Origin of the sequence: Streptomyces albospinus (genome assembly GCF_014648695.1) — a bacterium.
GTDB lineage: Bacteria > Actinomycetota > Actinomycetes > Streptomycetales > Streptomycetaceae > Streptomyces > Streptomyces albospinus.
Genome location: NZ_BMRP01000018.1, coordinates 136,886 through 148,490, shown reverse-complemented (window position 1 = coordinate 148,490; position 11,605 = coordinate 136,886). Strand labels below are relative to the sequence as shown.

Sequence of the window (11,605 nt, the reverse complement as noted above, 5' to 3'; positions counted from 1 at the left end):
ACGCCGGACCCGCGGGGACCGCCGGTCCCGCCGGTCCCGCCGGACCGCCCGGCGCGAGGGCGGTGAGGTCGGCGAGGGAGGCGTTGAAGCGTGTCAGGAGCGTGCAGAACGCGGCGCGTTCCTCTTCGCTCCACTCCTCCGTCACCAGCGCCATCAGCGCCCGCCGGGAGGCCCGCACCTCGTCGAGGCGGGCATGGCCGCGCTCGGACAGTTCGAGCACCACCGCGCGGCCGTCCTCGGGGTGCGTGGCACGGCTGACCAGCCCGGCGTCGACCAGCGGGGCGACCTGCCGGGTGACCGTGGAGGAGTCGATGCCCATACCGCAGGCCAGGGCCTTGACGCCCATGGGGCCTTCCTGGTCCAGGCGGTTGAGCAGCAGATAGGCGGCGCGGTCCATGGAGTTCCGCGCCTGCCCGACGCCGCCGAGCCGGCTCTGTTCGGCGCGGCGGGCGAAGACGGCCACTTGGTGCTGTAGCGCGTCGAGAAGAGCGGGGTCGGTGTGGGTCGTCATGTCCGGAGAGGTGGGCATGGCCGGGGCTCGCTTCATGGAGGTGCGTATGGATGGGGTGACAGCGTACGCGGACCCGGCGCGGGCCGTACCGGTGCTGTCGCCTGCGGTCACGTTGCGTGAAGGTTCACGGCGCGATGCGCCTGCGTGAAGGGCGGCGGAACGGCCGCGGGCGGGCGAGCCGTTCCAGGTCGGGCGACCGCTCGCCGCCGTCCGTACCGGGTGCCCGCCGCCGCCCCGGCGCACCGTGCGACCCGCCGGTGTCCGCCATCTGGCCGGAAAAGCCCGTTGGTGGCCGAACTGCGAGACTGGCCGCATGGCCGACCACACGCCGCGTGCCCCGCAGGGGCCCACCGGATCCGCGCCCGCCGGCGGGGAACTGCCCGCCGGGATCACGGTCGAGGACGTACGCGAGGCGCACAAGCTGCTCTCCGGCGTCTCCCGCGCCACCGCCATGGAGGGCAGCCGCTATCTGTCCGGGCTGGTCGGCACCCCGGTCCACCTCAAGTGCGAGAACCTCCAGCGCACCGGCTCGTTCAAGATCCGCGGCGCCTATGTGCGGATCGCCAGGCTCTCAGTTGAGGAGCGGGCGGCGGGTGTGGTGGCGGCCAGCGCGGGCAACCACGCGCAGGGGGTGGCGCTGGCGGCGTCCCTGCTGGGCGTCCGCTCGACGGTGTTCATGCCGGTCGGCGCCCCGCTGCCGAAGGTCGCGGCGACCCGCGAGTACGGCGCCGAGGTGCGGCTGCACGGCCAGGTCGTCGACGAGACGCTGGCCGCCGCCCAGGAATACGCGCGGCAGACCGGCGCGGTCTTCATCCACCCCTTCGACCACCGCGACATCATCGCCGGCCAGGGCACGGTCGGCCTGGAGATCCTGGAGCAGTGCCCGGAGGTGCGGACGGTCGTCGTCGGGGTCGGCGGCGGCGGGCTCGCGGCGGGGATCGCCCTCGCGGTCAAGGCGCTGCGGCCGGACGTGAAGGTCATCGGCGTGCAGGCGGCGGCTGCGGCCTGCTATCCGCCGTCGCTCGCGGCCGGACGCCCGGTGGCCATCGAGCCGCTGACGACGATGGCCGACGGGATCAAGGTCGGGCGGCCCGGCGATGTGCCGTTCGGCATCGTCAACGCCCTTGTGGACGAGGTCCGTACGGTCTCCGAGGACGAGCTCTCCAGCGCCCTCCTGCTCTGCCTCGAACGCGCCAAGCTGGTCGTGGAGCCGGCCGGCGCGAGCCCGGTGGCGGCGCTGCTCTCCGCGCCCCGCTCCTTCGAGGGGCCGGTCGTCGCGGTGCTCTCGGGCGGGAACGTCGACCCGCTCCTGATGCAGCGCATCCTCCGGCACGGCATGGCCGCCGCCGGCCGCTACCTCTCGCTGCGCCTGCGGCTGACGGACCGTCCGGGCGCCCTGGCCAACCTCCTCGGCATCCTCTCGGTCGTCGACGCCAACGTCCTCGACGTCGGCCATGTCCGCACCGATCCCCGCCTCGGTCTCACCGAGGTCGAGGTGGAACTCCACCTGGAGACCAAGGGCCCCGTCCACTGCGCGGAGGTCCGCGAAGCGCTCTGCGCGGCGGGGTACGACGTCGTCGCGGACTGATCCGGCACGGGCCCGGACCGGAAACGGGCGAACCGAGAATTTGTATCGCGATGTATCGCGTTCAGGAGTAGCATCGGCGGGCAGTGACACGGTCGCGGGGGGCCGTTGCGCCAGGGTGCCCCGCGGCGGGAGAAATGCCGCAATTGAGTACACGGATGCACCAAAGCGCCAAACGTAGTATTCGCTCTGGAACTGACCCAAATCATGGGGGTACCCATATGCCAGGCGCCATTTATGCCGAAGGTCTGGTGAAGACCTTCGGCGAGGTGAGGGCACTGGACGGCGTCGATCTCGACGTCCCCGAAGGAACCGTCCTCGGAATGCTCGGCCCGAACGGTGCCGGCAAGACCACCGCCGTACGGGTCCTGACGACCCTGCTCCGCCCCGACCGGGGCACGGCACGGGTCGCCGGTATCGATGTCCTCGCGCACCCCGACGCGGTGCGCCGCTCCATCGGTCTGTCCGGCCAATTCGCCGCCGTGGACGAGTACTTGACCGGCCGGGAGAATCTGGTGATGGTCGGCCAGCTCTACCAGATGAGCGGGCGCGACGCCAAGCGCCGGGCCGCCGAGCTGCTGGAGCGGTTCAACCTCGCCGACGCCGCCGACCGCACCGCCAAGACCTACTCCGGCGGTATGCGCCGCCGGCTCGACCTCGCCGCCGCACTGGTCGTCAGCCCGCCCGTGATGTTCATGGACGAGCCGACGACCGGCCTGGACCCGCGCAACCGCCAGGCGCTCTGGGACGTCATCCAGGAGCTGGTCGCGGGCGGCACCACGCTGCTGCTCACCACGCAGTACCTGGAGGAGGCCGACCGCCTGGCGCACGACATCTGCGTCGTCGACCACGGCAAGGTCATCGCCCGCGGCACCGCCGACCAGCTCAAGGCGCGCACCGGCGGCGAACGCGTCGAGGTCGTGGTGCACGCCCCCGAGCACCTCACCGTCGCCGACGAGGTGCTGCGCACCTTCGCCAAGGGGGAGGGCACGGTCGAACCGCACACCCGCAAGCTCACCATCCCGGTGGCCGGCGGCGCCAAGCTGCTCGCCGAGGTGATCCGCGAACTGGACACCCGCGGGGTGGAGATCGACGACATCGGGCTGCGCCGCCCGACCCTCGACGACGTCTTCATCTCGCTGACCGGGCACACCGCCGAGACGGCGGACGAGAACGACACCGATGGAAACGGAAGCGGCGCCGCGGGAACCGGCGGCGAGACGAGCAGAACGGCGGGTGTGAAATGACCGCGGTGAGCGAAGCGGCCGGCAGCGAGACCCATCTCCGGAGCCCGCGCCCGCGCGGCGGCCTCGGCCGCTCGGTGCGCGACTCCCTGGTCGTCGCCAAGCGCAATCTGATCCGGATGCTGCGGATCCCCGAGGTCGTGATCTTCGGGCTGATCCAGCCGATCATGTTCGTGGTGCTGTTCACCTACGTCTTCGGCGGCTCGATCAACATCCCGGGCGCCCCGTCCGGCGACGCCCGGGCGTACCGGGAATTCCTGATGGCGGGCATCTTCGCGCAGACCGTCACCTTCGCCACGGCCGGCGCCGGCGCGGGCATCGCCGACGACATGCACAAGGGCCTGATCGACCGGTTCCGGTCGCTGCCGATGTCCCGCGGCGCGGTGCTCACCGGCCGCACCCTCGCCGACCTCGTGCAGACCGCGCTGACGCTGGTGGTGCTGGCGGTGGTCGCGCTGCTGATCGGCTGGCGCAGCCACGAGAACATCGCCAAGGTGCTGGGCGGCTTCGCGCTGCTGCTCCTGCTCGGCTACGCGTTCTCCTGGATCGGCGCGCTGATCGGCCTGTCGGTCCGTACGCCCGAGGCGGCCACCTCCGGCGGGCTGATCTGGCTCTTCCCGCTGACCTTCATCTCCAACGCCTTCGTCCCGGTCAACGGCATGCCGGCCTTCCTCCAGCACATCGCGGAGTGGAACCCCTTCAGCGCCACGGTGGCCGGTGCCCGGCAGCTGTTCGGCAACACCATCGGCGGGGTGCCCCGGTCGGTGACCGGCGCCTGGCCGATGGAGCACCCGGTGCTGGCCTCGGTGCTCTGGTCCGTACTGATCATCGCGGTCTTCCGGACGCTGGCGGTGCGCAAGTACCGGTCGGCGACGGCCTGAGGCCCGCCGAGGACGGACGGCCGACGCCGCCGGCGACACAGGAAGCGGCCCGGAGCCTTTCGCTCCGGGCCGCTTCCCTGGCGTCGTCTTCGTAACGTCCGGTGGCTCAGCCGGTGTACGGCTTGGCGTCGAGGATCTTCACGCTCGCCTTCTTGCCGTTGGGGAGCTCGTACTCCGCGTCGGCGCCGACCTTCTTGCCGTTCACGCCGGTGCCCAGCGGCGACTGCGGGGAGTAGGTCTCGATGTCCGAGCTCGCGTACTCACGCGAGGCCAGAAGGAACGAGAGGGTGTCGTCCGGGTCTCCGTCGAACGCGATGGTGACGACCATGCCGGGAGCGACCACGCCGTTGGCCGCGGGGGCCTCGCCGACCTTCGCGGACTGCAACAGCTGGGTGAGCTGGCGGACGCGCAGCTCCTGCTTGCCCTGCTCCTCCTTGGCCGCGTGGTACCCGGCGTTCTCCTTCAGGTCACCTTCCTCGCGGGCCGCCTGGATCTTCTCGGTGATCTCGGCGCGTGCGGGACCAGACAGGTACTCCAGCTCGGCCTTGAGCTGGTCATACGCCTCCTGGGTCAGCCAGGTGACGTTCTCGCTGGTCTGGGTCACAGGTGCTCCTCGTCGGTACTGGGGATAAATCAAACGCCCTACCAGGAAGGTTTGCGCCTTCACAGGTGGGCGAAACCACGAGCCTAACAATTCCGGCACAAAAGGGGGAAGAGGAAATTCACAGTGTCGGTACAGGAACGCATCATCGCTGATCAGAGGCGGTCGGCGGGCGACCGAGGATCGTCCGTTCGTGTCAGAGGCCGTCGTGCGCTCCCCGGAGCCGCCGTTCCGGCCGGCCCGGCCGGCCCGGTCAGCCGTTGCCCGACGGTGCTCCCGTGCAGCCGACCAGGACGGCGTTGGTGGCCCTCTTCGTGGTCCGCAGGGTGACCTCGGTGTCGACCTGCCCGGAGCGCTGGTCGACGGTGACGTCCTTGCGCCCGACCTCGGAGCCGTCCACGGCCTGCGAGCGGAGCGTGCAGACGCCCTTGTCGTCCTTGCCCTTGACGACCTCCAGGTGCACCTTGACGGCGTGGTCGGAGACCGCGTCCCAGGTGATGATGCGCCCGCTGAGGTCCTGTCCGGCGATGTACGAGACGCCCGCCCAGCCGATCACGCCGAGCAGCGCGACACCCAGCACCGAGCCGATGATCTTGAGCTTGCGGTCCGTGCGCTCGTCCGAGGAGCGGCCGTAGCGTCCGTCCGGGAGCCCTTCGCGCACCGCGGCCATGATCCATCCTCCTGGTACGGGGACCGGGAAAACGAACCCCCCGGGGGTCCCCGCCCCAGGGAATACAGCGCCCCCTCGCTTCGGTCACTATAGGAGGCATCTTCTCCGGCGCTTCACTGAGGATCGAGTCTTGACTGAGCAGCTGCGTTTGATGGCGGTCCACGCCCACCCCGACGACGAGTCGAGCAAGGGTGCGGCCACCATGGCCAAGTACGTGTCCGAGGGGGTGGACGTGCTGGTCGTCACCTGCACAGGGGGCGAGCGAGGGTCCATCCTCAACCCGAAACTCCAGGGCGATCCGTACATCGAGGAGCACATCCACGAGGTACGCAAGAAGGAGATGGACGAGGCCCGGGAGATCCTGGGCGTCAAGCAGGAGTGGCTGGGCTTCGTCGACTCCGGGCTGCCCGAGGGCGACCCGCTGCCGCCGCTGCCCGAGGGCTGCTTCGCCCTTGAGGACGTCGAGGCCGCGGCCGGGCGTCTGGTGAAGCTGATCCGGGAGTTCAAGCCGCAGGTCATCACGACCTACGACGAGAACGGCGGCTACCCGCACCCCGACCACATCATGACCCACAAGATCACGATGGTGGCCTTCGAGGCGGCCGGCGACCCGGAGAAGTACCCGGAGGCCGGCGAGCCCTGGCAGCCGCAGAAGCTCTACTACAACCAGGGCTTCAACAAGCCGCGCACCATCGCGCTGCACGAGGCGCTGCTGTCGCGCGGCATGGAATCGCCGTACGGGGAGTGGCTGGAGCGCTGGAAGCAGTTCGAGCAGCGCGAGCGCACCCTGACCACCTACATCCCGTGCGCCGACTTCTTCGAGATCCGCGACAAGGCGCTGATCGCGCACGCCACCCAGATCGACCCCGACGGCGGATGGTTCCGGGTCCCGATGGACATCCAGCGCGAGGTCTGGCCGACGGAGGAATACGAGCTCGCGAAGTCGCTCGTGGACACCTCCCTCCCCGAGGACGACCTCTTCGCGGGCGTCCGCAACAATTGAGCCCATGATGAGCGCGACCAGCACCCTCGCCCTGACGCACTTCGTCACCCTTGCCGACAGCTTCGACAAGGACAAGGTGACCCCCGGCGTCCTCGGCTTCATCGTCTTCGCGATCATGGGCGGCGCCACCTGGCTGCTGCTGAAGTCCATGAACAAGCGGATGCGGAAGGTGGACTTCGAGGAGGCGCCGGAGGACGGCGGGGCGGGCACCGCCGAGGCCGCCGCGGCGGCCCCCGAGCCGAAGACCAGCTGACGCCCGGAGGCCCGCGGGGGCGATGACCGGGTGGCGGCCGAGGGCCGGCCGTCTGGCAGCGGCCGGCCGGCGCGCCCGGCGGCTCGCTGATCCGAGCGGTCAGCGAGCCGTACCGCGACGCCGCGCGCCGGTGACGTCAGTCCACGGCCGTCGGCGCGACCGGCACCCCCATGATTTCCCGGGCGTGGCGGTTCGGCACCATGCCGAGCCGCCATGCCTGCCATCCCGTTTCCGGCTCCACACCGCGCTCCAGCAGCAGAGCGAAGGTCTGCGCGCAGTCCTCCAGCTTGGAGTCCCGGCCGTCGTGCGACTCCCGGGTCAGCTGGGCCAGCTCCTCCTGCGCCACGGCCACGCCCACCACCGAACCGCCCGGTGAGGCGAACGGCAGCAGGGTGCACCGCAGGAAGCGCGCCCAGTCCTCGCCGCGCCGGTCGCCGTAGCCGGCGAAGATCTGCGCGGCCTCGTCGGCCAGCTCCAGTGCCTGGGCCGCGCGGCCGTTGCCGGCGTCGATGACCACGAGTTCCAGCAGGGACCACGCCTCACCGTGCGCCACCCCGATCCGCTGGAAGTCCTTGCGGGCGTCCTGGAGCAGCTGCCGGGCGAAGCCGCTGTTGCGCAGTGAGCCGGTCTGCTCGGCCCGCATGTCCCGGGTGACCCGGCCCGCATGGTGCCGGGCGCAGGCGAGGCCGTAGGCGTCGTGCATCCTGCTGAACATGTTCCGCGAGCGCTCCAGCTGCCGCAGCGCCGCGTCGTGCTCGCCGCGCTCCTCCAGCGCCTGGCCGAGGTAGTACATCGTCCAGGCTTCGCCGCGCGCGTCCTCGTGCTGGTGGTGCAGCGGCAGCGCCTGGCGCAGCTGGTCCACGGCGGGGCCGGGGTCGCCGTCCACCAGGCGGGCCCGCGCCAGCTGGGTCATCGCCCAGGCCGTGCCCCGGTCGTCGTGCGTACGGCCGTAGAGCTCCATCGCCGACTGGAGGGCGGCCTCGGCGCGCGGCACGTCGCCCATCCGGAGATACACCTGGCCGCGCTGGAAGTGCGCCCATGCCTGGCCGTGGATGCTCTCGCTCTCCTCATGGAGTTCCAGCGACTCCCGCAGCATGGCGAGCGCCTCGGGGAGCCGCGCCCGGTCCCGCTCCACCGCCGCCAGGGCGTGCAGCGTCCAGGCCCGGTCGCCGTGCATGTCGGGTCCGGCCTGGAGGTCCAGCGCCTCGCGCAGCTTGGCCGCGGCGTCGGTGAGATTGCCCTGGTGCTGGAGCGTGATGCCCAGGTCGCGCAGCGCACGGGCGGCGCCCACCGGATGCTGCGCCTCGAAATACAGGTCGACCACCGACGACAGGGTCGTCCGGGCCCGGTCCAGCTCGCCCAGCTGCCGGGCGGCGACACCCGTACGCCACTGCACCGAGCGCACCAGCAGCCCCTGGCCGACCGCCCGGGTCAGCTCGCTCAGCTCGCCCAGGCGGTAGAGGTCACCGCGCAGCAGGCAGTAGTCGCACAGCGCGCCCAGCAGATGCGAGACCGTCGCCTGGTCGACCTCCTGATCGGCGTGCCGCAGCGCGGCCGTGATGAAGCTGGTCTCGTCGTCGAGCCATTGCAGGGCCGCGTCCAGGGACGTGAAGCCGTGCGAACCGAAGCGGTCGGCGCGGGTGGACGTGTTGCCGTCGACCAGCCGGATCACCGAGTCGGCCAGCTCCGCATAGCCGCGGATCAGCCGCTCCTGGGCCGCGCTGCGCTCGGTCGGCTCCTCCTCGGCCATCAGCCGGGCGTGCGCGAAGCTGTGCACCAGCGCGTGCAGGCGGTAGCGCTCGCCGCGGACATGCTCGATCAGCCCGGCCCCGGCCAGCGCCGCCAGCCGCTGCTCGGCCTCCGCGTTCGGTACGCCCAGCAGCGCCGCCGCGGCGGCCACCCCCATGCTCGCCCGGCCCACCAGGGCCAGCCGGCGCAGCAGTTGCCGGGCCTGCGGCGCCTGGTCGGCATAGCGCAGCGACAGGGCCCGCTCCACCGGCCCCGCGTCGTGGGCGGCCAGGTCCGCGGCCAGCGAGGCCGGCGAGCGCGTCTCCAGCGAGGAGCCCGCCACCCGCAGCGCCAGCGGCAGGCCCGCGCACAGCTCGGAGATCCGGTCGATCGCCTGCGAGTCGTACGGGGCGGCCTCGCCCGGCGGCTCCTCCCCGGAGGCGGCCCGCAGCAGCTCCTCGGTGCCCGCCGCGTCCAGCGCGCCCACCGGCAGCTGGTGCACCCGTGCCTCCAGGTCCGCCGGCAGCTCCAGCGGTTCCCGGGAGGTGACCAGCACCAGGCTGTCGGAGCGGTCCGGCACCAGGGCGCGCACCTGCTCGGGGTCCGAGGCGTCGTCCAGCAGCACCGTCACCGGGAGGCCGGTCAGATGCTGGTGGTAGATCTCGGTGAGCCGCTTGACGTGCTGCTCCTGGGACGGGCGCTCGCGGAACAGCAGCTGCTCGCGCGGGGCGCCCAGGCGGTTGAGCAGATGCATCAGGGCGTCCCGGGTCGGCAGCGGCACCTCGCCAGGCGTGTCACCGCGCAGATCCACCACGCACGCGCCGCGGAACTGATCGCGCAGCTGATGCGTGGCCCGCACCGCGAGCGCCGTACGCCCGGAGCCCGGCTCGCCGTGCAGCACCACCACGATCGGCTTGGTCTCGGTGCTCGCCCGGCCTGCGTGCACCCACTGCGCGATCTGCGTCAGCTCGGCCCGCCGCCCGGCGAACGGGCCGTCCGGGCGCGGCAGTTGGGCGAACGACTGCTCCAGAACGGACCGCTGGCGGGCCGCCGCGCTGCGGTCCGCACCGCGCAGCTGAGGCCCCCGGGCGGACTTCGAGGCGGCGGGCTTGGACTTCGAGCCGCTGCCCCGGGCCGCCGCCGTCAGCATCCGCTGCTGGTCGAGGAACGGCCGGATCCCGCGCACCTCCAGGGCCGTCAGCCACTGGAGCCGCAGCTGCTCCGGACCGCCCGGCTGGCCGCGCATCCCGGCCTGGTGGTGGGCCGCCGGGAAGTGGCCCGCGGTCAGCTTCAGGACCGTCGCCGCCGCGCCCGCCACCAGGACGGCCGTGCCGGCGGCGAGCGCCGGGCCGCCGCCCGTGCCGTAGAGGAGGTCCGTACCGACCGCGGCCACCGCCGCCACCAGCGTCGCCACCGTCGGGGTGCTCAGCTCCTTGCGGGACAGCCGCCCGGAGAGCGGCTGCTGACCGGCCGCCGCCTCGTCCAGCGCGCGGACGTACGCGGTGTACTCCTCGGCGGCGGAGGCCGCCAGCTCGTCGAGCGCCGCGCGCGCCCGGCTGATCAGCGCGGCCCCGTCGAGCCGGCCGCCCGAGCGGCGCACCTCTTCCTCGACGGTCCGCGCCAGCAGGTCTTCCGCTTCTTTCCGGTGGCTGTCACGCAGCACGGCCAGTGAGCCCGGCATGCCCGTCCCCCTCCAGCAGTCTCCAGTGTTTCCGACATTTCCAGCAGTTCTTCCGGCAGTTCCGGCGGTTCCAGCAGTCTTCGGTGATCCCCCGGCGCTCCGGGGAGGCGTCGTTGCGTCCCCGCGGCGCGCGCCGGCGGTGATCACCGGCGTACGCACAGTCTTCCGTCTCCGAGCGGTTTCCGGCAGGGCTGTGGATAACTCCCTCCGCTCCCGGCACCCGCAGCCCCATTGGGAGAGGATGGCCTCATGCCGAACCGCCTGGCTCATGAGACTTCCCCGTATCTGCTCCAGCACGCCGACAACCCGGTCGACTGGTGGCCGTGGTCCACCGACGCGTTCGAGGAGGCGCGGCGGCGCGGCGTGCCGGTGCTGCTCAGCGTCGGCTACAGCTCCTGCCACTGGTGCCACGTCATGGCCCACGAAAGCTTCGAGGACCCGGAAACCGCCGCGCTGCTCAACGAGCACTTCGTGTCCGTCAAGGTCGACCGCGAGGAGCGCCCGGACGTCGACGCCGTCTACATGGAGGCGGTCCAGGCCGCCACCGGCCAGGGCGGCTGGCCGATGACCGTCTTCCTGACCCCGGACGCCGAGCCGTTCTACTTCGGTACGTACTTCCCGCCCAGCCCCCGCCACGGCATGCCCTCCTTCGGGCAGGTCCTGGAGGGCGTCCGCAGCGCCTGGGCCGACCGCCGCGACGAGGTCGGCGAGGTCGCCGGCCGGATCGTCGCCGACCTGGCGGGCCGTTCGCTGGCCGAGTCGCTGCCCGCCGCGGACCGCCGCCCGCCCCGTCCCGAGGAGCTGCACGCCGCCCTGCTGGGCCTGACCCGCGAATTCGACGCGGTGCACGGCGGATTCGGCGGTGCGCCGAAGTTCCCGCCGTCCATGGTGCTGGAGTTCCTGCTCCGCCACCACGCCCGGACGGGCTCCGCCGGAGCGCTGGAAATGGTGCAGGCCACCTGCGCGGCGATGGCCCGTGGCGGGATCTACGACCAGCTCGGCGGCGGGTTCGCGCGCTATGCGGTGGACCGGGAATGGGTCGTTCCGCACTTCGAGAAGATGCTCTACGACAACGCCCTGCTGTGCCGGGCCTACGCTCACCTGTGGCGGGCCACCGCCCGCGGCGGAGCCGCTGGTGAACTCAGCGACCTGGCCCGCCGGGTCGCCCTGGAGACCGCCGACTTCATGGTCCGCGAACTCCGCACCGAGCAGGGCGGCTTCGCCTCGGCGCTGGACGCGGACAGCGACGACGGCACGGGCAGCGGCCGGCACGCCGAAGGCGCGTACTACGTATGGACGCCCGAGCAGCTGCGCGCCGTACTGGGCGAGAAGGACGCGGAGTTCGCCGCCGCCTACTTCGGCGTCACGGACGAGGGCACCTTCGAGGCGGGCGCCTCCGTCCTCCGGCTCCCGGACGTCGGCATCGAGAGGGGCAGCGCGGTGGGGGT

The 11,605-nt window shown here is 72.1% G+C and carries 10 protein-coding genes; 6 read left to right on the top strand and 4 right to left on the bottom strand.

From position 1 onward, the window contains the following. Nucleotides 1-529 (bottom strand): MarR family winged helix-turn-helix transcriptional regulator (locus IEZ17_RS24215; protein WP_229852595.1); only part of this gene is annotated, 529 nt, incomplete at its 3' end. 295 nt (nt 530-824) lie between these two features. On the opposite strand from IEZ17_RS24215, the gene ilvA reads away from it, so the two are divergent. From ilvA to IEZ17_RS24200, 3 genes are all read left to right on the top strand, one after another. Beyond that, nucleotides 825-2,099 (top strand): threonine ammonia-lyase, encoded by a 1,275-nt coding sequence (gene ilvA / locus IEZ17_RS24210; RefSeq protein WP_189303456.1) that lies wholly within the window; start codon nt 825-827, stop codon nt 2,097-2,099. Nucleotides 2,100-2,317: 218 nt separating this feature from the next. Further along, on the top strand, nt 2,318-3,343 hold the full coding sequence (locus IEZ17_RS24205) for an ATP-binding cassette domain-containing protein (RefSeq protein ID WP_189303454.1): 1,026 nt from the start codon (nt 2,318-2,320) through the stop codon (nt 3,341-3,343). After that, the gene (locus tag IEZ17_RS24200) at nt 3,340-4,221 is read left to right on the top strand and encodes an ABC transporter permease (protein WP_189303453.1); all 882 of its coding nucleotides are present in this window, start codon (nt 3,340-3,342) and stop codon (nt 4,219-4,221) included. Before IEZ17_RS24205 ends, IEZ17_RS24200 begins: the two co-directional genes overlap by 4 nt. A gap of 106 nt (nt 4,222-4,327) precedes the next feature. Here the strand turns inward: IEZ17_RS24200 and greA are convergent, their stop codons facing one another. Beyond that, nucleotides 4,328-4,825, bottom strand: a complete 498-nt coding sequence (gene greA, locus IEZ17_RS24195; RefSeq protein WP_189303450.1) for a transcription elongation factor GreA — start codon at nt 4,823-4,825, stop codon at nt 4,328-4,330. 250 nt (nt 4,826-5,075) lie between these two features. Further along, nucleotides 5,076-5,492 carry a DUF4307 domain-containing protein gene (locus tag IEZ17_RS24190; protein ID WP_189303448.1) on the bottom strand — a complete coding sequence of 139 codons (417 nt, stop codon included), beginning with the start codon at nt 5,490-5,492 and terminating at the stop codon, nt 5,076-5,078. A 130-nt stretch (nt 5,493-5,622) separates the two neighbouring features. Here IEZ17_RS24190 and mca point away from each other — a divergent pair, with 130 nt between their 5' ends. Together mca and IEZ17_RS24180 are read left to right on the top strand one after the other, a co-directional pair. Next, a complete protein-coding gene (gene mca, locus IEZ17_RS24185) occupies nt 5,623-6,495 on the top strand; it encodes a mycothiol conjugate amidase Mca (RefSeq protein ID WP_189303446.1) in 873 nt (290 codons plus the stop codon). A 4-nt stretch (nt 6,496-6,499) separates the two neighbouring features. Then, nucleotides 6,500-6,748 carry a hypothetical protein gene (locus IEZ17_RS24180; protein WP_189303444.1) on the top strand — a complete coding sequence of 83 codons (249 nt, stop codon included), beginning with the start codon at nt 6,500-6,502 and terminating at the stop codon, nt 6,746-6,748. Nucleotides 6,749-6,884: 136 nt separating this feature from the next. On the opposite strand, the gene IEZ17_RS24175 is transcribed toward IEZ17_RS24180, so the two are convergent. Further along, entirely contained in the window at nt 6,885-10,157 is a 3,273-nt protein-coding gene (locus IEZ17_RS24175; protein ID WP_189303442.1) for a tetratricopeptide repeat protein, read from the bottom strand. A gap of 249 nt (nt 10,158-10,406) precedes the next feature. Between IEZ17_RS24175 and IEZ17_RS42770 the strand changes: the two genes are divergently transcribed. Then, nucleotides 10,407-11,605 (top strand): thioredoxin domain-containing protein (locus tag IEZ17_RS42770; RefSeq protein ID WP_229852589.1); only part of this gene is annotated, 1,199 nt, incomplete at its 3' end.

Coding starts and splice junctions, on each gene's coding strand:
- IEZ17_RS24175 (WP_189303442.1), bottom strand. CDS start 10,157: ATGCCGGGCTCACTGGCCGTGCTGCGTGACAGCCACCGGAAAGAAGCG.
- ilvA (WP_189303456.1), top strand. CDS start 825: ATGGCCGACCACACGCCGCGTGCCCCGCAGGGGCCCACCGGATCCGCG.
- IEZ17_RS24180 (WP_189303444.1), top strand. CDS start 6,500: ATGATGAGCGCGACCAGCACCCTCGCCCTGACGCACTTCGTCACCCTT.
- IEZ17_RS24190 (WP_189303448.1), bottom strand. CDS start 5,492: ATGGCCGCGGTGCGCGAAGGGCTCCCGGACGGACGCTACGGCCGCTCC.
- IEZ17_RS24200 (WP_189303453.1), top strand. CDS start 3,340: ATGACCGCGGTGAGCGAAGCGGCCGGCAGCGAGACCCATCTCCGGAGC.
- IEZ17_RS24205 (WP_189303454.1), top strand. CDS start 2,318: ATGCCAGGCGCCATTTATGCCGAAGGTCTGGTGAAGACCTTCGGCGAG.